This is a genomic window from Chromobacterium sp. W521 (assembly GCF_052805975.1).
Window position 1 is genome coordinate 304,324 of sequence record NZ_JBRBAF010000001.1, and the last position, 22,552, is coordinate 326,875.

Annotated in this window: 21 protein-coding genes and 1 pseudogene; 20 read left to right on the plus strand and 2 right to left on the minus strand. The window is 58.2% G+C overall.

Annotated features, from left to right (window positions below):
* The first annotated feature begins 291 nt into the window (after positions 1 to 291).
* From bglF to ACUXV1_RS01525, 4 genes and pseudogenes are all read left to right on the plus strand, one after another.
* Positions 292 to 2,160 carry a PTS beta-glucoside transporter subunit IIABC gene (gene bglF / locus ACUXV1_RS01510; RefSeq protein ID WP_446014283.1) on the plus strand — a complete coding sequence of 623 codons (1,869 nt, stop codon included), beginning with the start codon at positions 292 to 294 and terminating at the stop codon, positions 2,158 to 2,160.
* Positions 2,161 to 2,182: 22 nt separating this feature from the next.
* Positions 2,183 to 3,579, plus strand: a pseudogene (locus ACUXV1_RS01515) (glycoside hydrolase family 1 protein).
* 122 nt (positions 3,580 to 3,701) lie between these two features.
* Positions 3,702 to 5,099 carry a carbohydrate porin gene (locus ACUXV1_RS01520; protein ID WP_446014282.1) on the plus strand — a complete coding sequence of 466 codons (1,398 nt, stop codon included), beginning with the start codon at positions 3,702 to 3,704 and terminating at the stop codon, positions 5,097 to 5,099.
* A gap of 31 nt (positions 5,100 to 5,130) precedes the next feature.
* Complete coding sequence (locus tag ACUXV1_RS01525; RefSeq protein WP_446014281.1) at positions 5,131 to 5,439, plus strand: DUF1484 family protein; 309 nt, start codon at positions 5,131 to 5,133, stop codon at positions 5,437 to 5,439.
* Between the two features lie 76 nt (positions 5,440 to 5,515).
* Here ACUXV1_RS01525 and ACUXV1_RS01530 read toward each other — a convergent pair whose 3' ends face one another.
* Both ACUXV1_RS01530 and ACUXV1_RS01535 read right to left on the minus strand, forming a co-directional pair.
* Complete coding sequence (locus ACUXV1_RS01530; RefSeq protein ID WP_161784603.1) at positions 5,516 to 5,659, minus strand: hypothetical protein; 144 nt, start codon at positions 5,657 to 5,659, stop codon at positions 5,516 to 5,518.
* 65 nt (positions 5,660 to 5,724) lie between these two features.
* Positions 5,725 to 6,360 (minus strand): TetR/AcrR family transcriptional regulator, encoded by a 636-nt coding sequence (locus ACUXV1_RS01535; protein ID WP_161523866.1) that lies wholly within the window; start codon positions 6,358 to 6,360, stop codon positions 5,725 to 5,727.
* Between the two features lie 120 nt (positions 6,361 to 6,480).
* Between ACUXV1_RS01535 and ACUXV1_RS01540 the strand changes: the two genes are divergently transcribed.
* The 16 genes from ACUXV1_RS01540 to ACUXV1_RS01615 all read left to right on the plus strand — a co-directional run bounded on the left by ACUXV1_RS01540 (position 6,481) and on the right by ACUXV1_RS01615 (position 22,537).
* Positions 6,481 to 7,758 (plus strand): NAD(P)/FAD-dependent oxidoreductase, encoded by a 1,278-nt coding sequence (locus ACUXV1_RS01540; protein ID WP_446014280.1) that lies wholly within the window; start codon positions 6,481 to 6,483, stop codon positions 7,756 to 7,758.
* 2 nt (positions 7,759 to 7,760) lie between these two features.
* The gene (locus ACUXV1_RS01545) at positions 7,761 to 8,537 is read left to right on the plus strand and encodes a DUF1365 domain-containing protein (RefSeq protein WP_081555162.1); all 777 of its coding nucleotides are present in this window, start codon (positions 7,761 to 7,763) and stop codon (positions 8,535 to 8,537) included.
* Entirely contained in the window at positions 8,534 to 9,736 is a 1,203-nt protein-coding gene (locus ACUXV1_RS01550) for a class I SAM-dependent methyltransferase (protein ID WP_446014279.1), read from the plus strand. The genes ACUXV1_RS01545 and ACUXV1_RS01550 overlap by 4 nt, the downstream gene beginning before the upstream one ends.
* A 2-nt stretch (positions 9,737 to 9,738) precedes the next feature.
* A complete protein-coding gene (locus ACUXV1_RS01555; protein WP_446014278.1) occupies positions 9,739 to 10,272 on the plus strand; it encodes a DUF3833 domain-containing protein in 534 nt (177 codons plus the stop codon).
* On the plus strand, positions 10,269 to 11,048 hold the full coding sequence (locus tag ACUXV1_RS01560; RefSeq protein ID WP_203389717.1) for an SDR family NAD(P)-dependent oxidoreductase: 780 nt from the start codon (positions 10,269 to 10,271) through the stop codon (positions 11,046 to 11,048). Before ACUXV1_RS01555 ends, ACUXV1_RS01560 begins: the two co-directional genes overlap by 4 nt.
* On the plus strand, positions 11,045 to 11,479 hold the full coding sequence (locus ACUXV1_RS01565; RefSeq protein WP_019104388.1) for a nuclear transport factor 2 family protein: 435 nt from the start codon (positions 11,045 to 11,047) through the stop codon (positions 11,477 to 11,479). Before ACUXV1_RS01560 ends, ACUXV1_RS01565 begins: the two co-directional genes overlap by 4 nt.
* Before the next feature lie 68 nt (positions 11,480 to 11,547).
* Positions 11,548 to 11,637, plus strand: a complete 90-nt coding sequence (locus ACUXV1_RS01570) for a DUF2256 domain-containing protein (RefSeq protein WP_231138347.1) — start codon at positions 11,548 to 11,550, stop codon at positions 11,635 to 11,637.
* Positions 11,634 to 13,163 (plus strand): cryptochrome/photolyase family protein, encoded by a 1,530-nt coding sequence (locus ACUXV1_RS01575; protein ID WP_446014277.1) that lies wholly within the window; start codon positions 11,634 to 11,636, stop codon positions 13,161 to 13,163. The genes ACUXV1_RS01570 and ACUXV1_RS01575 overlap by 4 nt, the downstream gene beginning before the upstream one ends.
* Before the next feature lie 7 nt (positions 13,164 to 13,170).
* Positions 13,171 to 13,707: a lipocalin family protein gene (locus ACUXV1_RS01580; RefSeq protein ID WP_337883689.1), complete on the plus strand. Its 537-nt coding sequence runs from the start codon at positions 13,171 to 13,173 to the stop codon at positions 13,705 to 13,707.
* Positions 13,694 to 13,921 carry a TIGR02450 family Trp-rich protein gene (locus tag ACUXV1_RS01585; RefSeq protein ID WP_446014276.1) on the plus strand — a complete coding sequence of 76 codons (228 nt, stop codon included), beginning with the start codon at positions 13,694 to 13,696 and terminating at the stop codon, positions 13,919 to 13,921. Before ACUXV1_RS01580 ends, ACUXV1_RS01585 begins: the two co-directional genes overlap by 14 nt.
* Positions 13,922 to 14,215: 294 nt before the next feature.
* Positions 14,216 to 14,842 carry a hypothetical protein gene (locus ACUXV1_RS01590; protein WP_019104383.1) on the plus strand — a complete coding sequence of 209 codons (627 nt, stop codon included), beginning with the start codon at positions 14,216 to 14,218 and terminating at the stop codon, positions 14,840 to 14,842.
* A gap of 166 nt (positions 14,843 to 15,008) precedes the next feature.
* Entirely contained in the window at positions 15,009 to 15,326 is a 318-nt protein-coding gene (locus ACUXV1_RS01595) for a co-chaperone GroES (RefSeq protein ID WP_019104382.1), read from the plus strand.
* Between the two features lie 29 nt (positions 15,327 to 15,355).
* Positions 15,356 to 16,972 carry a chaperonin GroEL gene (gene groL / locus ACUXV1_RS01600; protein ID WP_114152272.1) on the plus strand — a complete coding sequence of 539 codons (1,617 nt, stop codon included), beginning with the start codon at positions 15,356 to 15,358 and terminating at the stop codon, positions 16,970 to 16,972.
* Between the two features lie 1,127 nt (positions 16,973 to 18,099).
* Positions 18,100 to 19,380, plus strand: a complete 1,281-nt coding sequence (locus tag ACUXV1_RS01605; RefSeq protein ID WP_446014275.1) for an EAL domain-containing response regulator — start codon at positions 18,100 to 18,102, stop codon at positions 19,378 to 19,380.
* A 92-nt stretch (positions 19,381 to 19,472) separates the two neighbouring features.
* The gene (locus ACUXV1_RS01610; RefSeq protein ID WP_446014274.1) at positions 19,473 to 20,153 is read left to right on the plus strand and encodes a response regulator transcription factor; all 681 of its coding nucleotides are present in this window, start codon (positions 19,473 to 19,475) and stop codon (positions 20,151 to 20,153) included.
* Entirely contained in the window at positions 20,153 to 22,537 is a 2,385-nt protein-coding gene (locus tag ACUXV1_RS01615; protein WP_446014273.1) for an ATP-binding protein, read from the plus strand. The genes ACUXV1_RS01610 and ACUXV1_RS01615 overlap by 1 nt, the downstream gene beginning before the upstream one ends.
* Positions 22,538 to 22,552 lie beyond the last annotated feature (15 nt).

Here is a 22,552-nt window from a genome sequence, read left to right on the forward strand (position 1 = left end):
TGTTCAAAGTCTCGCGAGCAAGGGCGAGACAAGGCGAAAACGAGCGAAAAAGCGGAATGTACAAGTGGTACATGAGCATTTTGAGCTGGTTTTCAACGCCGTATCGCTGAAGCGCAGCAGACTTTGAACAGGTTCTAAGCCTGATCTTTACTCACCGGCTGGTTTGACCAGCCGAGACATCAACAGGGTTGTTACTGTCTAGAACAGGCAAAACCTGGCCACGCCTCCCCCATTGAGGGTGGGCGCGGTCAGGTTTTTTTTGAGCGTTTGCTCGCCATAGGGAGGAGAACCATGGACACACTTGCCAAGCAAATCGTCGCGGGAGTGGGCGGCAAGGACAATATTCTGAGCCTGGTGCATTGCGCCACCCGGCTGCGCTTCAAATTGCGCGATTCCGGGCGGGCCCAGGCGGAAACCTTGAACCGTCTGCCCGATATTCTGATGGTGCTGGAGAGCGGCGGGCAATTCCAGGTGGTGATTGGCAACCGGGTGGCTGAGGCCTATCAGGCCATTTGCCAAGTCATTGAACTGGACGATGAGGCTCCGCCAGCGGGCGAGACCAAGAGAGAGGGGCTGCTAAGCCGTTTCATTGACGTGGTCTCCGCTATTTTTACGCCCACCCTCGGCATCCTGGCCGCCTCCGGCATCTTGAAAGGATTGTTGTCGCTGGCTCTGGTGAATGAATGGATGAGCGAGACCAGCGGCACCTATTTACTGTTGTTTGTGGCCAGCGATGCTTTGTTTTATTTCTTCCCCTTGGCCTTGGGGTATACCGCCGGCAAAAAGTTTGGCGGCAACCCTTTCACGGCAATGGCCATGGGCGGCACGCTCACTCACCCGCTGTCCATCGCGGCGTTTAATGCCGCTCAGCAGACTGGCGCGGCGTCCTTGGACTTTGCCGGCATTCCCATTGTGTTCATCAATTACAGTTCCTCGGTGATCCCCATCATTCTTGCCGCTTGGGCCAGCAGCCATCTTGAAGCCCGCTGCAACCGGATACTGCCCGCTTCCATCAAAAACTTTCTGACCCCGCTGCTGTGCTTGAGTCTGATCGTGCCCATGACTTTCCTGCTGATCGGACCAGCCGCCACCGGGCTAGGCCGCTTGCTGGCCAATGGTTTTCAAATCCTCTATGACTTGGCTCCGATGTTGGCCGGCGCGGCGCTAGGCGGCTTGTGGCAGGTGCTGGTGATCTTTGGCCTGCATTGGGGCCTAGTGCCGCTGATGTACAACAATTTGAGCCTGCTGGGCTATGACACCATGGGCGCGCTGTTGCTGCCGGCGGTAATGGGACAAGTGGGCGCTACGCTGGGGGTTTTCTTGCGCACCCGCGATGCGCGCCTGAAGTCATTGGCAGGCTCCGCGGTGAGTTCTGGGCTATTCGGCATTACCGAACCCGCCATCTATGGGGTGACGCTGCCGGCAAAACGCCCCTTCCTTTTTGGCTGCATCAGCGGCGCCTTGGGAGGCTTGATCCTGGGCTACGCGCACAGCAGCGTCTACTCGCCAAACCTGCCCAGCATTTTTACCTTCCCCCAAGTCATCCCTCCCAGTGGCGTCGATTTCTCCGTCTGGGGCGCGATTGCCGGCAGCCTGCTGGCAGCCGGCCTCGCCGCCCTGCTCACCTTCTTTTTTGGCCTGTCCAAAACCGAGCCAGCCACAGCCGCCACGGCGGCGGATGAAAAACCGGCCACAACTGAAGACTCCTCGTCTTATCAAATCCCTTCACCCATCCACGGTCAGGTCCAGCCGCTCAGCACGGTGCCGGACCCCGCCTTTGCCAGCGGCATTCTGGGCCAAGGCGTGGCCATCCTGCCGCACAGCGGCCGGGTGGTGGCGCCCTTCGGTGGCCAGGTCAAATCCCTGTTCCACGCTTGCCACGCGCTGGCACTTGTCGCCGACGACGGCACCGAAGTGCTGATCCATGTCGGCATCAATACCGTCAAGCTCGATGGCCGCCATTTCCGCGCCCATGTTCGGACGGGCGACTCAATCGCAGCGGGCGATCTGCTGTTGGAATTTGACCGCGCCGCGATTGCAGAGGCCGGCTTCGATATGACCAGCCTAGTGCTGATCTGCAACCCCGGCTGCACCCAAGTGCAGCCCATTCCCACGGCCGAGGTGGAGGAGTTGGCCCCCCTGCTAACCGTCAGCCGTTAACCTCAGTATCAGGAGATGAGAAATGACATTGTTTCCCGCTGATTTTTTATGGGGCGGCGCCTTGGCCGCCAATCAGGTTGAAGGCGCTTACCTGGCCGATGGCAAAGGCCTGTCCACCTCGGACCTGCTGCCGCAGGGGATTTTTGGCCCTATCGCCCAGCGCGTGGCCGGCGACAGCTGCCTCAAGGACCAAGCCATCGATTTTTACCACCGCTATCCGGAAGACATTGCCCTGTTCGCGGAGATGGGCTTTAGCTGCCTGCGCGTGTCCATCGCCTGGAGCCGCATTTTCCCGCAAGGCGACGAGGACGCGCCCAACGAGGCCGGACTGGCGTTTTATGATCGCCTGTTCGACGAGATAGCCAAGCACGGCATTAGGCCGCTGGTCACCTTGTCTCATTATGAAATGCCTTATGCGCTGACTCAGCGTTACAGCGGCTGGGCAAGCCGCCAGACCATCGGTTTTTTCGAGCATTACGCCCGCACGGTGTTTGCCCGCTATTGCGGCAAGGTCAAATACTGGCTGACCTTCAATGAGATCAATATGGCGCTGCACGCGCCGTTTACCGGCGTCGGCCTGCCGCCGGACAGCGGCAAGCAAGCGATTTACCAAGCCATCCACCACCAACTGGTGGCCAGCGCGCGGGCAGTCAAAGCCTGCCATGAACTGGTCCCGGACGGCCAGATCGGCAATATGCTGCTGGGCGATATCGTCTACCCGCTAAGCTGCCGGCCGGAAGACCTGCTGGCTTGCCAGCAACGCAACCGCGACTGGCTGTTTTTTGGCGATGTGCAGGTTCGTGGCGCTTACCCAGCCTATATGCGGCGCTTCTTCCGCGAGGAAGCCATTGAGTTGGACATCCGCGCTTCCGACCTTGAAGACCTGCACGCCACCGTGGATTTCATCTCTTTCAGCTACTACATGTCCGGCTGCGCCAGTACCGATCCAAGCTTGGCGGAACAAGCCGGTGGCACACTGGGCATGGTTCCCAACCCTCACCTGCCCAGTTCGGAATGGGGCTGGCAGATCGACCCGCAAGGCCTGCGCTACCTGCTCAATCTGCTCTACGACCGCTACCAAAAACCGCTGTTCATCGTGGAGAACGGCCTGGCGCGCGCGACGAGATAACGCCGGACGGCCGCATCCATGACCCCTACCGCATCCAATACCTCAACGATCATCTGATCCAAGTGGCCGAGGCCCTGGACGACGGCGTCAACCTCCTCGGCTACACCAGTTGGGGGCCGATTGATCTCGTCAGCGCCTCCAAGGCCGAAATGTCCAAGCGCTACGGCTTCATTCACGTCGATCTGGACGACCAGGGCCATGGCAGCCTGGAACGACGGCGCAAGGACAGCTTTTACTGGTATCGCGATGTGATCCGCAGCCGGGGGCAAACGCTGAAGCCGGCCGGTTAAACCCCGCAGCGAAAATCCCGAGGCCTGTCAGCGGCAGGCCACACCCACAACAGGCGCTGCCATAGGCCAGGGGCTGGTTTTGCCTGCGCCTATGCCGCCGCCTGAAGTCTCAGGAGACAAACATGCCTACCCTGTTCTCTACCAACCCGCGTCCCATCCCGCTGGCCTTGGGCCTGACCATGGGCGTTTTGCTAAGCCCGGCCATCGCGCAAGCCGAGAGCGGCCGCGATGACACCCCCGCATGGAATGGCACGGTGCTAGGCTTCGAACCGCAGGCCGGCGACTTGCTCAGCCGCCGCCTTGGACTGCGCCAGGCATTGCAAGCTTTTGGCTTTGAGTACCAATTGGCCCATATCAGCCAAACCGCCTACAACGCCAAAGGCGGTTACAACACGGACAAGAAAGCCGAATACATCGACCAGTTTTCGCTGACCTTCACCCAAAACCTGGAAGCGCTGACCGGCATTCCCAATGCCGCGATCGAGGGCAATATCGTCAACCGCAACCATGACAACAACCTGACTAGCACGCGGCTGCAAGATACCCGCGTCGGCTTCAACGACCTGGCGCAGGAAAGCTGGGGCGGCCAATCCATTACCCGGCTGGGCTGGCTGAATTTCAGGAGAAGCTTTCTCGACGGCAAGTTGCAGTGGCGGATAGGACTGATGAACAAGGTACAGGACTTCGACCAGATCATTCCCTGCGACTTCCAGATGCTCAGCCTGTGCGGCGGCAAGTCGGCGGACTCCGGCACCTGGCACAACTGGAACGTGCATTACTGGGGCAGCACCTTGCAGTACCGACTCACCCCGGAACTGACCCTCTTGACCGGCTTGCTGGAGCAAAACCCGCAAGCGCCGTCGCGCAGCCACGCCTGGAGCGTGTCCACCGACGGCAGCCGCGGCATTCTGCTGCCGCTGGAAGCCGAGTGGCGCACCCGGCGTTTCGGGCTGCCGGGCATTTACAGCCTGGGTCTGCTGTACACCAATGCCAAGCAAAGCGACCTCTATCTTGGTCAGTCCGGCGGCCCCGGCGCCGTTGATCCAGCGGGCTATCGCCAGTACCGCAACACTTGGTTCCTGTATACCGGCTTCAACCAGCAACTGACTCGCCACGCCGATAACGCCAACCGAGGCTTGAGCCTGGCCTGGAGCCTGGGTTTGGCGGACCAGCGCAGCAATAAGTCGCGTTACTCCACTGCTCTGGCCCTGCGTTATCGTGGCCCTTTCGACACTCGGCCAAACGACTGGCTGGCGCTAGGCGTAGCCAAAATGCAAGGCAGCTCCAATTTTCGCCGTAGCCAGAACTTCCTGAACCAGCAAAGCGGAGTCGAAGACTATAGCGATCCGCGTTATGCGCCGTTGCCGGAGTCTTCCGTGAATGCCGAGCTGTACTACCGTTTCAAGGTGACCCCATGGCTGGAGTTACAACCCTTGATCCAGTATTGGGGACGCCCTGGCGGCATTGCCCAAACTTCCGACGCCTGGGTAGTGGGCCTAAAAACCGCTATCAACTTCTAATTCAAGTTGGTCAAGCCAAGGGAATACCGCGATGAATACTGCCTTGCCCGCCATGGAGCAATTAAAGCTGTTGAACCAGAAGCTGTTCGACACCCAGGATCAGACCACATTGCCACACTTGGGCCAGCAATTGGCCCAACAATGCGAAGAGATGGACGCCAGCCTGATGCAAGGCTTGATCGACATCCGCGCAGCCCATATCAGTCTGCAAGCCATCCTGACCTTGCTGCAACGCCGCGACGAACCCTTGCTGTTGAGCAGCGAGGAAGCCGCGGCGCTGTTGGAGCCGGTGCAGCAACGCCTGTGTCAGGGCTTAAGCTGCATTAACCGCTTGGTGTAGGCTGAGGCCCCAAGAAGCGCCCGTGCTCCTTTGGGCGCTGTACGTCAAGAACCGGCGCTGCGCAAACGCGGCCGCCTTAACGACTGCCGGCCTTTTTAAGCCCTTCGGCAATCATTCCCGGTTCATAAATGGACTTCACCGCTTTCATGAAGGGCATGCCCCACGCATTGGCATGCGCGGCGCCATTGAATGGCTGCGCAAACACATGCTCCTCTTGCATCATCACATTCCACACAATCCCGCCAAACCATGCGCAGTTATGAATCGGCGTATAGACACCATGCTTCAAGAGTTCGATTGAGCCGCCCCGGCTCCAGCGGACATCCCTTCAAAACACACCAGCAGCATGTGCTTGATAATGTCTTCATCCTGGTATTTCCCGTACACGCGCAGGTACTCCACCGCTGGGTCACAGGTTCGAGAGTAGTAGCTGAAAAGGATGACATCCGTTGGCATCTCCGCCTTCAATTCACCTTGTTTCTTGGCCTGCTCAACGATGCCTTGCAAGGTCTTGTGCAATTTAATGACCCGACCAACGTAAGTCATGCTGCGCGTCAACATGCTGCGCACTTGCGGGCTGGCTGACGGCAAGAAGGGCAGCCCCCCTGCCAGCCGCACCCTTAGCGCCCAGTCCAAGAGGTCTCGCAGGCGGGCCAGTGGGCTCAACCTTGAGTCTTGTCGCGCCAAATAGCGCAGGGCATCGTCCAGCAAACGGATCATCACCTCGGTGGCCAGCTCATCTTTGGATTTGAAATGCTTGTACAGGCTGGGTTTGGAAATACCCGCTTCGTTCGCCACATCGTCCATGGTCATGAGATCGAAGCCCTTGCTCGCCAGCATGCGCGTCGTCGCGTCCAGCACCGCCTGTTCACGCAGCTTGAAAGCCTGATCTTTAAAGCTGAGCCTGCCCAAAATACCCATTGGTAACACCTTTTACTGATTGGTAGCATTTTTTCCAAACCGGTTATATCCTGAATATAAAGCACCGCCCAGCGGCTGCCAAGTTATCCCGCTCAACCCATACGCCCACAGGACGCATCGGTGAATACTCAGCAGCGACAACACATCGCCGTCATTGGCGCCGGCATCTCCGGTTTGGCCTGCGCGCACTTTTTGGCCCGCGGTCACAACATTACCCTATTCGAAGACGCCGATTACCTGGGCGGCCACGCCCATACCGTCGACATCACGATTGACGGCGTACGCTTTGCCGTGGACACCGGCTTTCTGGTGTACAACGATCGCACCTACCCTAACCTGATCGCGCTATTTGCCGAGCTGGGCATCGTCAGCCACCCCAGCGACATGTCATTCAGCGTTTCACTGGACCAGGGCCAGCTGGAATGGGCGGGCAGTAATCTGGACACGGTGTTCGCCCAACGCCGCAATCTGTTGTCGCCGGGATTTTGGGGCATGCTGACCGACATTATCCGTTTCAACCGCGCGGCGCCCCGCAACCTGAAACGGGCCGTCGAATCACCGCTCACGCTAGGCCAGTTGCTTGAAGCGGACCGCTATGGCGCACGCTTCCGCGATCACTATCTGCTGCCGATGGCCGCGGCCATCTGGTCCAGCCCCTGCCGCGATATCCTGTCCTTCCCCGCGGAAACCTTTCTGCGTTTCAGCCTCAACCACGGCCTCTTGCAGTTGAGCAACCGGCCGCAGTGGCGGACGGTGCGGGATGGCGCGCGCCAGTATGTGGAAAAAATAGCGGACGGGCTGGATGATATAAGGCTGTCCACCCCGGTACTGCGCGTCTGTCGGGAGGATGGCCAAGTGCGCGTGCAGACCGCGCATGGCGAGGAATGCTTCGACAGCGTGGTATTCGCCACCCACGCCCCTCAAACGCTGGCGCTGCTGGCCGATGCCGACGAGCGCGAACGGTCGCTGCTATCCGCGGTGCGCTACCAAGCCAATGAGGCCGTGCTGCACTCCGATGTCTCCTTGCTGCCGCGCAGCCCTCGCGCCTGGGCGGCCTGGAACTTCTTGGCCGAAGGGAAAGACGATGGACGCGCCGTGGGCGTGAGCTATCTGTTGAACCGATTACAGCCGCTGCCGGTGGAAACCCCGGTGATGGTCACGCTTAATCCAACACAAGAGCCGGATCCGGCCAAAGTGCTGGGCCGCTACCATTACGAACACCCGCTGTTGGACAACGCCGCCATCGCCGCGCAAAAAGCGCTATCCAAAATCCAGGGTGGACGCGGCTGCTGGTTCACCGGCGCCTGGACTGGCTACGGCTTCCATGAGGATGGCCTGAAATCGGCTTTGCGCGTGGCACAGGATTTTGGCCTGGCACCCGCCTGGGCGAGGCTGTAAACATGAGCACAGCCTATCTGTTGACCGGACACGTGATGCACCATCGCCTACGCCCGGCCGCCAATCGCTTCGTCTACCCTGTGTTTTGCTTGCGGCTCAAGCTATCCGCGCTGGAAAACATGCGCGGGCCATGGTTTGGCGTGGACTGCCGCCGGCCGCTGTCGCTGCGCACGCGCGACTACGGCCCGCGCGACGGCTCGCCGCTATTGCCCTGGATACGCGCGCGCCTGGACGAAGCCGGCCTTCCCTGCGACGGCGAGGTCTGGCTGCAAACCTTCCCGCGCGTGTTCGGCTACGTTTTCAATCCGGTTAATTTCTGGCACTGCCACAACGCCTCTGGCCAGTTGATCGCCGTGCTGGCCGAGGTGAACAACACCTTTGGCGAAAGACATAGCTACCTGCTCAGCCAAACCGACGGGGGGCCCATTAGCGCTTCCAGCCAGTTGGTCTGCCGCAAACTGCTGCATGTCTCCCCGTTTTGCCAAGTGGAAGGCCATTATCGATTCCGCTTCGTGGAACAAGCGGGCCGCGCGCTGACACGGATCGATTATCACGATGCCAACGGCGCTCTGCTCCACACCTCGATATCCGGCCGCTTGCGCGCCTTAAGCTCGGCCACAGCGGCGGCCGCCTTGCTGCGCCAGCCTCTGCTCACCCTGGGCGTCATCGCCCGCATTCACTGGCAGGCGCTGAAGCTTTGGCTAAAACGCGTACCCTTTTCCCGCAAACCCCATCCCCCCGCCACCGCCCTCAGCCGTGGCCAGGAGCTGAAACCATGAGCGCGAGCCAACCCCTCTCCTTGTCCCACCCCAAGTTTCCGGCGGCGGGGCGCGCGCTGCTCGCCATACTGGCTCAATTGCGCCACGGCAGCCTTAAAGTGGTCACGCCAGATGGCGAGACCTTATGGTTTGGCGCGGCCCAAACGCACGTCAGCGCGGAGTTGACGCTGCGGGACTGGCGCGCCTGCGCCCGCATCCTGTCCGGCGGCGACATCGGCTTTGCCGAGGCCTACCGCGACGGCTGGTTGGACTGCCCGGACCTGACAGGGCTGCTGCAACTGATGCTGCGCAATGAGGACGCCTTGCAATTGGGGGCACTGGGCCGTTGGGCCGCGCGTTTGTGGCACAGGCTGCGCCATCTCCTGCGCGTCAACAGCCGCCGCGGCAGCCGCCGCAACATCCATGCCCATTACGATATTGGCAACGATTTTTACAAACTGTGGCTGGACCCCAGCTGGACTTACTCCAGCGCATGGTTCGACGGCGACTACAGCCAGCCCTTGGCCCAAGCGCAGGCGCGCAAGTACCAACGCATCTGCGAGCAGTTGCAGCTACGCCCCGGCATGCGGGTGCTGGAAATCGGCTGCGGCTGGGGAGGGTTCGCCGAACACGCCGCCGGTCTCGGCGTCTCCGTGCACGGCATCACCATTTCGGATGCGCAACTGAGCTTCGCCCGCCGCCGCCTGGCCAAGGAGCCGCTGGTCACACTGGAACACCGCGACTACCGCGACCTGAGCGACCAATACGACGCCATCGTGTCGATCGAAATGTTCGAGGCGGTGGGCGAGCGTTACTGGCCCGGCTATTTCGACACCCTACGCCGCTGCCTCAAGCCGGGCGGCCAAGCGCTGGCGCAAAGCATCACCATTGATGAATCCCGTTTCGAGGCCTACCGCGCCAGCACCGATTTCATCCAGGCCTTTATCTTCCCCGGCGGCATGCTTCCCAGCCGCGAGCGTTTTGAACGCGCGGCGCATCAAAGCGGGCTGACCTGCCGCAAGCGCCTGGATTTCGGCGCGGACTACGCGGAAACGCTGCGCCGCTGGCGCGAGGCTTTCGAAACCCAACTGGACGCCGTTCGCGGCCAAGGTTTCGACGAGGCCTTCATTCGGCTGTGGCGGCTTTACCTGTGCTACTGCGAAGCGGGTTTCGATGCGGGACGCATCGGCGTGTCGCAGTTTCTGCTGCAAAGGGCGTAACCATGCGCGCCCCCATCTGGCTCGCCGCCATGCTCCTGCTGGCTGGCTGCGCCGCTCCAACGGTTGGAGATTACGCCGCCAACCGCCCGCCGCTGGACCCCGGCCGGTTTTTCCTTGGCCAAACCAAGGCCTGGGGCATATACCAGGACCGGCAAGGCCGCCTGCTCAAGCGCTTCACCGTCGACATGGACGGCGAACGCCACGGCGACGAGTTGGTGTTGACCGAGCGCTTTATTTACAGCGACGGCAGCCGACAACAACGCGTCTGGCGGCTCAAGCCCCTCGGCCAGGGCCGCTGGCGCGGCCTGGCCGACGACGTGGAGGGAGAAGCCATTGGCGAGACGGCCGGCAACGCGCTGCGCTGGCGCTACACGCTGAAGTTGCCGGTGGAGGGCGAGGAATACCTGGTCCAGTTCGATGACTGGATGTTCCTGCAAGACGAGCGCAGCCTGCTCAACCGCGCGGTCATGAGCAAGTTTGGTTTCCGCTTGGGCGAGGTCACGCTGTTTTTCCACAAACCGGAGTCAGGATCATGACACTCCGCCTTAACCCTCGCATCGCCGATTGGCGCGCGCGCCGGGTATGGGTGATAGGCGCGTCCAGCGGCATCGGCGCGGCATTGGCCGACGAGCTGCTATCGGCCGGCGCCCAAGTCATCCTCTCCGCCCGACGCGCCGAGCCGATGCGCATGCTGGCGGCAGAGCGCCCAGGCGCGCAAGTGGAAACGCTGGACGTGACCGATCCGGCCGCCTGGCGGGCCGCTTGGTCGCGCCTGGAAGCCGCCGGCGCGCTGCCCGACCTCGTGGTGTTCTGCGCGGCGGACTACCGTCCGCAAACCTGCCTGGATCTGCACGCCGATGAAACCCGCGGCCTGCTCGACACCAACCTGCTGGGCGTCTACCACGGCCTGGAAGTGGTGTTGCCGGCGCTGGCGGGGCAAGGCCGCGGCGGCGTGGCGCTGATCGCCAGCGTGGCGGGTTATGTCGGCCTGCCGGGCGCCGCGGTGTACGGCCCGGGCAAGGCGGCGCTGATCAATCTGGCGGAAATCCTCTACGCGGAACTCAAGCCGCATGGCGTGGCGGTTTATCTGATCAACCCCGGCTTCGTGGCCACACCGCTCACCGCCAAGAACGATTTTTCCATGCCGGCCCTGCTCACGCCGCGTCAGGCGGCTCGCGACATCATGCGCGGGCTGGCCCGCGGCGCGTTTGAAATTCACTTTCCGTGGCGCTTCACCTTATGGCTCAAACTACTGCGGCTGCTGCCTTACCGGCTGCGGCTGCCTTTGCTCGCGAGGTTGGCTCGACCATGAAACGCATCCCCACTCAAGCCGATTGGCAAGCTTTGCTCGACTGGTATCAAACGCTGACACCGCAAACCTTGCCGGACATCGCTCGCTTTTACACTGAAAACGCGCGCTTCAAAGACCCCTTCAACGACGTGCGCGGCGTGGCCAAAATCCAGGCGGTGTTTCACCACATGTTCAAGACGCTGGAACAGCCCCGCTTCACTGTCATCCACGCGCTACGGGATGGCGACCAGGCATTCATCACCTGGGATTTCGATTTTGCCTATGCCGGACGCAAGGTCAGCATTCACGGCGGCAGCCATTTCCAGTTTGATGCCGACGGCAAAATCACGCTGCACCGCGATTACTGGGACGCCGCCGAAGAATTGTTCGAGAAAATCCCCCTGCTTGGACTGCCGGTGGCCTGGCTGCGCAAAAAGCTGAAGGTAGCGTGATGGCGCGGATATTCAAGGGCAATAAGGCGGCACTGCCATCCAAACGCTGCGCCGCCTGCGGCCACCCCATGAGCTGGCGCAAAAAATGGCGCAATAATTGGGATGCCGTCCAATACTGCTCAGAACGCTGCCGCCGTCAGAAGGACATGGCCCAATGACCCTCTTGCGGCTGATTCTGGGCGACCAGCTCAACCCCAACCATAGTTGGTTCACCGCCCCCGACCCCGAGGTGGTGCATGTGATGATGGAAATCCGCCAAGAGACGGATTACGTACGCCACCACGCGCAGAAAATCCTGGCCATCTTCGCCGCGATGCGTGATTTTGCAAGCCAACTGAAGGCCTTGGGGCATCGAGTGCGCTACATTGCCATCGACGACGGAAGCAACCGCCAATCGTTAATCGGCAATTTGGATGCGCTGATCCGCCACTACGGCGCGACGAGGGTGGAATACCAGGCTCCGGACGAATGGCGGCTGGACCATCAACTCGCCCGCTGGGGCGCGGATTTATCCATTCCATGCCACATGGCGGACAGCGAGCACTTCTACACCGCTCGCGGCGATGCCGCCGCGTTCTTCGGAGCGCGGCGGCAATGGAGGCAGGAGACCCTATATCGTCACCTGCGGCGCAAGCACGGCATTTTGGTGGACGAGAACGGCGAACCCGCCGACGGGCGCTGGAATTTCGATGCCGAGAACCGTCAGCGCTGGTCCGGCAGCCCGCCGGAACCCAATGACCCTCGACCTGAGCATGACCACCGCGGGCTGTGGCAAACCATAAACGACGCCGGCGTGAACAGTTTCGGTCAGCCTCAGGCCGAAGCGCTGCGCTGGCCGCTCAAACGCGCCGAGGCGCAGGCCCTGCTGTGCGACTTCATCGAGCGGACGCTGCCGCACTTTGGCGCTTATCAGGACGCAATGAGCCGGCATGCGCGGCGCTTGTTTCACTCCCAGCTTTCCTTCGCCCTCAATGTAAAAATGCTCAATCCGCGCGAGGTGGTGGACGCCGCCATCGCCGCCTGGCGCGCAGGCCGCGCGCCACTGGCCGCGGTAGAGGGCTTTGTGCGGCAGATACTGGGCTGGCGCGAATACGTGCGAGGCGTCTATTGGGCCAAGATGCCCGGCTACCGCGACAATAACGCTCTGTCGCACAATCTGCCGCTGCCGCGCTGGTTTTGGGACGGCGAAACGGGCATGCGGTGTCTTGCTCACGCCATCGGCCAATCGCTGGAAGACGCCTACGCCCACCACATCCAGCGGCTGATGGTGATCGGTAATTTCGGACTGATAGCCGGACTGTCGCCGCAGGCGCTGCATGAATGGTATTTGGGCGTCTACATCGACGCCTTCGAATGGGTGGAGTTGCCCAACACTCTGGGCATGAGCCAGTTCGCCGACGGCGGGCTGCTCGGCAGCAAGCCCTACGCCGGCAGCGCCGCTTATATCGGCCGCATGAGCGATTACTGCGCCGGCTGCCGCTACCAGCCCAAACTGCGCATTGGCCGGGACGCCTGTCCCTTCAATGCCCTGTACTGGAACTTTTTCCAGCGCCACCGCGCGCGGCTGGCGGCCAATCCGCGACTCAGCCTGGTCTATCGCCAGCTGGACAAGCTGCCGGATGCCGAACAAGCCGCTATCGCCGCTCACGCGGCGACGCTGCAAACCAATCTCGACACATTGTGAGCCTGATATGTTGAAAAAACCTTTGGTCCTGTTGGCTATTACCCTATTGCCGCTCACCGGCTGCAACACTCTGCCGCCGCCGGACGTCACCCCAGTGCAAGGCTTCCAACTGGAACGCTATCAGGGGCGATGGTATGAAATCGCCCGTCTGGACCACCGTTTCGAACGGGGCCTGCAAGCGGTGAGCGCCGACTATAGCCGCAATACCGACGGCAGCATCCGCGTGGTCAACCGCGGCTTTGACACCGCCGCCGCCAGCTGGCGCGAAGCCGTGGGCAAGGCCTGGTTCAACGGCCCCGCCGACGTCGCCTCGCTGAAAGTGTCCTTCTTTGGCCCGTTCTACGGCGGCTACCACGTGGCGGAGCTGGACCCCGACTATCGCTGGGCGGTGGTGGTGGGACCCGACAAGAACTACTTGTGGCTGCTGTCGCGCGACAAGCAGCCCGCCCCGGAGGCCAAGACCGCTCTGCTGGCGGTGGCGGCCAAGCTGGGCATACCCGCGGAGAAGTTGATTTGGGTGAGTCAGGACCGTGGCGACAACTAGGCGGCTCAATCCGGAAAAATTGCTGCTGAGCAAGTGGACCGCCGCCGTGCCGCGCGACAAGGAAAAACACTTCCTGGTGGTAGCGCTGGGACGGCCCGCGCCCGACAGCCCTGTAGACACGGTGACGCTGGAGGTGGTGTATACCCGCCGCCAGCAAACTGTGCCGTGGCAGGTTCTGCGCGACGACAAGCAATGGCGGCAAGGATGGAAATAAACGCCTAGCCGTAATCACCAGGTTGACGCTTGCCTCATGCCGGCAATCTTTTTATCTTTAGAGTGGCTAACAAAACGCAGTTTCACGCGTGAGCACCTGTTTACGATCTCGCGAGACAAGGCGAAAACCGATGCTAGCTTGTTCAAGGTCTGCTGCGCTTTGGCGATACGGCGTTGAAAACGAGCTCAAAATGCTCATGCACCGTGTCACGTCTCACAACGCCCAGCGGATCGTAAACAGGTTCTCAGCCGCTCTTGATGCCTATCTTCGCGTCCATTGTCATGGAGTGTTGCCGTGGAGTTATTCGATACCTTGTCCGCTCAAATCCGCCATATGCGCCTGCCGCTATTCGCGGTCAGTCTCAGCGCGGTGCCCTTTCCCGATACCCCCTTGCTGTTGATGCTGCACTGGCATGGTTTCCGCCGCCCTGAGCCCGACCGCGGCCAAAATGGCGAGCCCTTGCTTCGGCAAGTGCCGGCATCGGCCTTGCAACTGACGCGCAGATGGGACGCCCTCTCCCTGATAGAAGAAGACATTCTGGACGCGGCCTGGCAGCTGGGCGCCTGGAACCTGCTGCGCGACGAGCGGCGCGGCTGCAACACCATAGGCGCGGCCGCGGGGGAAGAGCTGGCCTGCCGCCAGGCTTTCGGCGATCTGCCACCTATCGCTGGAGAGGAAAGTGTCTTGATGGAAGCGCCCGACGGCCCGGACCTGATGCGGCTGGCCTCCCGCCGAGGCTATGTTTCCTGGCAGTTCCGCCCTGTACACGGCGGGCTATGGCGCGACCTGGCCGAAGACGACACCCTGGGCGAGGAAGGCCTGCGCAAACCACCCTGCCCCCTTAGGCCGCGCGTCTGCCATGGAGGCAAGGCAAGCAGAACTGAGTACCGTTTTGGCCGTGTCGAGCGCATCATTTTGTAGTCTCGTTTTTTCTGCAAAAAACCTCTTGAAAAGTTTTTGGCCCGCCCTTACTTCGTCTTTGGTCAGCCGTACCGGCTGACTTTGACCGGTAAGCGTGGGCCATTTCGCGCCTGCCGCTCGGTCTTACCAACCGTTTCCAATGATCTGAATCGCACAGGAGATTGATATGCAAATCCGTCCTCTGCACGACCGGATTATCGTCAAGCGGATCGAGAAAGTCCGCCAGACTGCTTCCGGCATCGTCATTCCCGATAGCGCCGCTGAAAAACCGGAACAAGGCGAAGTTCTCGCCGTGGGCCCTGGCAAGCGTCTGCAAGACGGCACATTGTTGCCGATGCAGGTGCAAGTGGGCGACCTGGTTCTGTTCGGCAAGTACGGCGGCCAGACCGTCAAGCTAAACGACCAGGAATACTTGGTGCTTCGCGAAGAAGATGTCTTCGGGGTCGTTGAAGACGCCCCTCAATCCGGCCGCAAGGCTGCCTGATTTCCTACAATCATCACAGGAGTTAAACCATGGCTGCGAAAGAAGTCCGCTTCCACGACAACGCCCGTGAGCGCATCGTCAACGGCGTCAATGTGCTGGCTAATGCCGTCAAAGTCACCCTGGGCCCGAAAGGCCGCAACGTACTGTTGGCGCGCAGTTTCGGCGCGCCGCACATCACCAAGGATGGCGTGTCGGTTGCCAAGGAAATCGAACTGAAGGACCCATTCGAGAACATGGGCGCCCAGATGGTAAAAGAAGTGGCGTCCAAGACCGCCGACGTGGCGGGCGACGGCACCACCACCGCCACTGTGCTGGCCCAAGCCATCGTGCAGGAAGGCATGAAGTATGTCGCTTCCGGCATGAATCCGATGGACCTGAAGCGCGGCATTGATAAAGCCGTCCAGGCCGTAGTGAAAGAGCTGCAAACCCTGTCCAAGCCGGTGACCAACAGCAAGGAAACCGCCCAAGTCGCCGCGCTGTCCGCCAACTCCGACGAGTCCATCGGCAAGATCATCGCGGATGCCATGGAGAAAGTGGGCAAGGAAGGCGTGATCACTGTGGAGGACGGCAAATCCTTGGACAACGAGTTGGCCGTCGTCGAGGGCATGCAGTTCGACCGCGGCTATCTGTCGCCCTACTTCATCACCAACCCGGAAAAACAGACCGCCGTTCTGGAAGACCCGCTGGTGCTGCTCTACGACAAGAAAATCAGCAATATCCGCGATTTGCTGCCGGTGCTGGAGCAAGTGGCCAAGGCCGGCAAGCCGCTGCTGATTGTGGCCGAAGACGTGGAAGGCGAAGCGCTGGCCACCCTGGTGGTGAACAGCATGCGCGGCATCCTGAAGGTGGCCGCCGTGAAGGCGCCTGGCTTTGGCGATCGCCGCAAGGCCATGCTGGAAGACATCGCCATCCTCACCGGCGGCACTGTCATTTCCGAGGAAACCGGGCTCACGCTGGAAAAAGCCGGCCTGCCGGAGTTGGGCAGCGCCAAACGCGTGGAAATCGGCAAGGAGAACACCACCATCATCGACGGCGCGGGAGACAAGGCCAAGATCGATGCTCGTGTTCAGACCATACGCGCCCAGATCGATGCGGCCACTAGCGACTATGACCGCGAGAAACTGCAGGAGCGCGTGGCCAAGCTATCTGGCGGCGTGGCGGTCATCCGCATTGGCGCGGCCACCGAAGTGGAAATGAAAGAGAAGAAAGACCGCGTGGACGACGCACTGCACGCCACCCGCGCCGCAGTGGAAGAAGGCATCGTTGCCGGCGGCGGCGTCTCCCTGCTGCGCGCTCGAGCCCACATCAGCGGCTTGAAGGGCGACAACGCCGACCAAGATGCAGGCATCCAGATCGTGCTGCGCGCGCTGGAAGCGCCTCTGCGCGCTATCGCCGCCAATGCCGGCGACGAGCCCTCGGTGATCGTCAACAAGGTTCTGGAGGGCAAGGGCAGCCATGGCTACAACGCTGCCAGCGGCCAGTTTGGCGACTTGGTGGAAATGGGCGTGATCGACCCCACCAAGGTGACTCGCACCGCGTTACAAAACGCCGCTTCCATCGCCAGCCTGATCCTGACCACTGACGCCACCGTGGCCGAAGCGCCGAAGGACAGCAAGGAGAAAGTGCCGACCGAGTTGGATTATTGATCCGCTGACCTGGTCCTCTTCCATCATTTGCCCGCGCTCACGCGCGGGCTTTTTTATTCCCAAAATCTCAGTGCTATCGTGGGGTCTGATCGATATCTGCGCAGCTCGTATCGGCCAGCATGCCATCCCGCCCCTGCTGCCGCGCCTGTGTCAGGACTTAAGCCACATCAACAGTCTGCTTTAGAGCTGTATAACCATGCAGGGCATTAGTGCTATGTTGCCGCATGATCCTGGCCGCGCGGTATTTACCCCACTTCTCACCACTCCCACGCAAACCACCCAACTCCCGGCAAAAGCCAGACACCTCGCCGCTGGCCCGCCATGAGTCGCGAATGAATACCAACAACCCGACATCATCTGCAGTGCTTCACCCGGCCCCCTGGCAAAGTCGCGTCCGAGTTAAGCCAAACCCTGCCCCACTGGTACGGCTGTAGCCGCCCCCCTCGTCGCGCGGAAACCTCAGCTACAGAGTCCGGGCTCTCGATGATCTGTTTGACGGCTGCTTCTTTGAATTCAGAGAGGAACGCCGTGTGCTCCTGAACCTCCACTCATGCCCATAGAGCAGGAATGCCTACAGAATCGGAAGAATCCACCTATGTTCACAAGCAGCGCAGAACACGGCGAGGCGCATCTTTTTAGGATAATTCCTATGTAGAAGCAAACAGCCCATTTCTACCATAGGGACTTTTATCGACGAGTCCCCCAATGAAAATTCCTTCATCATTTATGGGCATATTTGCTGTAGACAAATCAATACAGGATCGGCCCAGCCACGCAGTCTCATTCATCAGTGGACATTCTGTAGTCAACGACATCATGCCCCCGAGAAACTTATCGCTCCCTCTGTTCTTCATCCTGTATTTCACGATGAATGCCATATGAGATTTTGGATAAACACACCAGGCATACCTGCCGCATCACAATAATCGCCCACCTCAAAAATGACAATGCAGTGCCAAATAATGGCATGAAAATCATAATCATTATCATTCACCGTTCGCAAACAAGGATTGGCAGATTGTGAGATGGGGTGACTTTTTACATTACGGTCTACCCACGCCACAAACCCAATAAAAACGTGCGAAAACCACCAACCCAATAACTCCAGCAACCAAAAAGAAAACGATATGAATAATATAAATGTAATGATAGTAGATGATCACCCATTGGAAAGCGCGCATGTTTGCCGCATTTTTCAGGACTGCGGCATTAACCAGACATTCAACGTCAACCACATATCAGATGCAATTAATATTATTAAGCGAGAGAATGTAGATTTATTGATATGCGATATTCTGATGCCCAATGGCGGCGGCGCAAAATTAATCTCACAGCTGCACAACCTATTGAAGCAACAAACCATATCTTCATTACCCATTCTTGTTTGGCTGAGTTCAATGAATAAAGTGCTACTGCACTCGCACACCCAATTGGCGTATGAGGCCAATTTTCGACACGTCAATTCAATAAGCAAGCCATTCAACAAGCAAAATTGCATGCACATTCTCTCGCATGTCAAAAATGTATTCAGCCTATCGTCCTGCTCTCCATCTGCACCAACAGCCTATGGCTTTAAGGAGCAGGAAATCATAGAGGCACTATTTTCTAAAAACAGCATTTCAATTGCCCTACAGCCTCAGGTTCGCCTCGCCGATCGAAAGATCGTTGGAGCGGAAGCTTTAGCACGCTGCCGGCATCCTATACTGGGCAATATCGCACCGGATGTATTTTTGCCCATCATTAACAAACTGGGGCTAGATCTACTTCTATTTTTCCACGTACTTAGTCGCATCATCGCCACTCAACAGGTGCTGGCGCGAAACGGAGTTTTTCTACCTATCGCAATCAACGCCTCCGCCAGTACCCTAATTTCTCCCAGCTTGACGGAAGAAATCATTAAACGCTGGGATCTGACAGGACTACCCAGATCACTGCTGGTAATTGAGTTGACCGAGAATGTTGAACTTGAACACGGCTTGGACCTGATGGTGGCTCTTAATCAGCTGCGCGCCAATGGCTTCGCCATTGCCTGTGATGACTACGGAATTGGCATATCAACCCTAAAGATTGTTTCCCGTATGCCATTCACCGAATTGAAACTTGACCGGGAATTTGTCGCAGCCATGCCACGCAGTGCCAAACACCGGGAAATAGTGCGCTCATCGATTTTATTGGGAAAAAAATTAAAACTAAAAATCATCGCGGAAGGCATTGAAGACGAGGCCTGCGCCGACTCTCTACTGAAAATGGGCTGTGAAATCGGCCAGGGCTTTGGCTTGCACTTTCCAATGCCACCAGAGAAATATTTAGAACACATCCTACATCAGCACGAGAAGCTAGAGGAAGTGGCAGAAGAATGTACAGAACTGGTGCATATCATGCACAGAATCGAATTTAAGAGCACCTGATTCAGATTTGTACCATATTGAAAGCACGAGGCGCAGCGAAATGCTTCTCGAGTCAGTCACTTTATGGCAATGTAATTTAAATTGACAAAAGCATGCAGAAAAAAATAAGTATAATCATACTAGATGATCATGATTTGATCCGGATTGGGTTAGAAGTAAAGTTAATGGCATACCCAGATCTGAAAATTACGGGAAGCTATGCGAGCAGCCAACAGCTACTGGCCGCATTGCGGGAATCTATACCAGATGTATTGTTGATGGATTTTACGCTGAGCGACAACGAGATAGATGGCTTGAATCTAATTCAATCCATCAGAGTGCGCTATCCCAGTTGCAAAATCCTCGTCCTCTCCGCCAGTGATCTACCCGGCACCATCAACATTATGCTAAAGGCTGGCGCACGAGGTTTTTTCAGCAAATCCCAACCCGTGGAAGCTTTGGCTGCCGCCATTCGCACCGTCAATGCCGGTCGCATCTATCTAACTCCACAGGTCATGAGCGAACTCAACATTCTGCTCTCCGACACCATCTTTAAAAAAGATGTTTCCACGCTAGTTAAAAAAGATGTTTCCGCTCTAGACCCTTTTGCCAAACTATCCCCTCGCGAACGTGAGGTAGTAAGGTGCTGTCTGGACGGAATGGGCACTAAACAGATTGCGGAGAAGTTTTCACGCAGCATTAAAACCATCAGTACGCAAAAGCATGCTGCATTTCAAAAGCTGGGAATCCAAACTGATCAGGAGTTGTTTGTCCTGAATGCGAAGCTGAGGTGATGGTGCAAAAATACTACCGGGGTCTGTGCTTTATTCTACTGACTCAATTACAAGCCTGCGGAATAGATGGACTGCATACCAACCTCAATCAAGAAGAAAAAGACTGGATAGCCCAGCATAGGGAGGTCGAGGTTTACCTGCTCCGCACCACTCCGGTTCTCCGCAACAAAAGCGGAGAAGTACGTTTCCGCGGCATTGAATACTATTACCTGAAACACATCGAGCGTCAAACTGGGCTACGTTTCAAATTCACCCTCCAACCTTCAGCCAAGGAGTGGGTAACGACGCTTGCCAGCAGCAAGCCCCCCATGCTTGCCAGTGTCAATCAAGACACAATAAGCCAGCTTAGCCTGAATAAGAACTACTATTTCACTCAACCCTACTCCACGCAGTCATTGATGGTGATAAGCCGACGCAATCAAAAGCCCATCTATAATGCCAACGATCTACAAGGTCTGACTCTGGCTTTTATCTTCAACGACAACTCGCGCTCATGGATGGCACGCGATGGCCTAAATGTGAGTTTCTATCCCGTTGATACTTCGACCATGGCTCTTCGCTCATTGGTTGACATGAAAGCAGATATTGCCCTAGTTCCAGAAACCTATGCACGCTTCATGCTCAATCACCGCTTCCCCGAACTCAAAAGCTCGGGGTCAATGCCTGGCTATTATGCAATCTATAGCTTTGGTATCAGTAAAAGTCAGCCGCTGCTGTACCGTATTATCCAGAAAACCATGGATAACATGACCGCGGATGACGTGGATGATGTTCGCACCGACTGGGAAAACGAAATTGCGACACGACCTACCGCTTACACAGTGATACGTACTTACGCTGGAGAGGGCGCCATACTACTACTCGCCTTTTTCTTGCTATTGTGGACCGTGCGTCGCGCCAATATTTTGATGCGCAAAGCACAAATGGGAGAAGAGGCAAAAAGCGAATTTCTTGCCGTGATTAGCCACGAAATCCGCACGCCAATGAATGCCATCATCGCTGCGGGTGAATTGCTACATGCCATGCCAATGGGCGAGAAACAGCACCAGCTGGTTGTACAATCCAACTTGGCCGCAAATAGTCTACTGCAACTATTGAATAATATTTTGAGCACCTCACGGCTAGACGCCGGACAGGAAACGCTGGAATTGTCCTTTGTGGATGCTGGCAATATCCTAAATGGTCTCTCAACCTTGTATCGTCTGGCAGCCGAGACCAAGGGGCTGCAGATGCACTACGCAACCGAGTTGCCCTCCTGTACGCTGCTACTGGATCCTTCTCATCTTCAGCGTGTACTGCACAACCTTCTGTCCAACGCGATCAAATTCACAAAGCAAGGCAGCATTACTTTGCAAGCGTGTTTCCGCATGGATAGCGCGAAGCCAACGCACGGAATGCTCATCTGCCGGGTTAGCGACACCGGTATTGGCATTAAGGAGGAGGCTCAAAAAGCGGTATTTTCCCCATTTGTACAGGCGGACCCCAGCATCAATCGCCAGTTTGGCGGAAGCGGTTTGGGGCTGGCCATCAGCAAGCGCCTAGTCGAACTGATGAAGGGGCGGATTAGTCTATACAGCGACGGGCACTCCCGCACAACGTTCACCATTGAAATTCCAACGGAAATCGGTGGGCCTTTGAACAAGGAGCCTATCGTTCCCCTTGGTGAATTAAGTGGACCAGAGATCGGCCACAACCAACGAGTGTTGGTAATAGAGGACCATCCAGCCAATCAGCAGCTGATACGTGATCAACTGTTAGAGCTAGGCTGCGAGGTCTCCATTGCCAGCAACGGCATGAGCGGATTGTCAATCCTGCGTGAGCTATCGGACGTCAAGCTGATCCTGCTGGACTGCCACCTACCTGATGTGAATGGCTACGAGGTAGCGCAACGGATTCGAGCAGAAGAAAAAGCGGAGAACTTACCGCTGACTCCTATCATTGCCATTTCCGCTACCAATGATTATCAGCATCAGGAAAAATGCATGGCCAGCGGTATGAATGGCCTGCTGGTGAAACCGCTAAGGCTGGCTGATCTGCAAAAAATTCTTTCCATGTGGTTAACGGATGTTTCGGTAGAAAAAATAGCCAAACCGCCCTCCTCTTATGATGCCAACCTGTGGAATCTGTTCATCGAGTACAACGAGGCAGACTTTGCAGGTGTGGACTCCGCCATCAAACAACAGCAATGGGACGTTGCCCGCCAACACGCTCATCGAATTTACGGCTTGGCACTCAGCATGGACGTTCCTGAATTAGTCACTGTCGCCGGCAAGCTGGAACAGCACCTAGTGGAACACCAAGTGGATGCGTTGGCTCCCGCCTTAGCTCAACTACGCGCCGCACTGGATGTCATTGCCAAGAACATCTCGGAGGGTGAAAGCTAGCCTTTCATTTCCTTG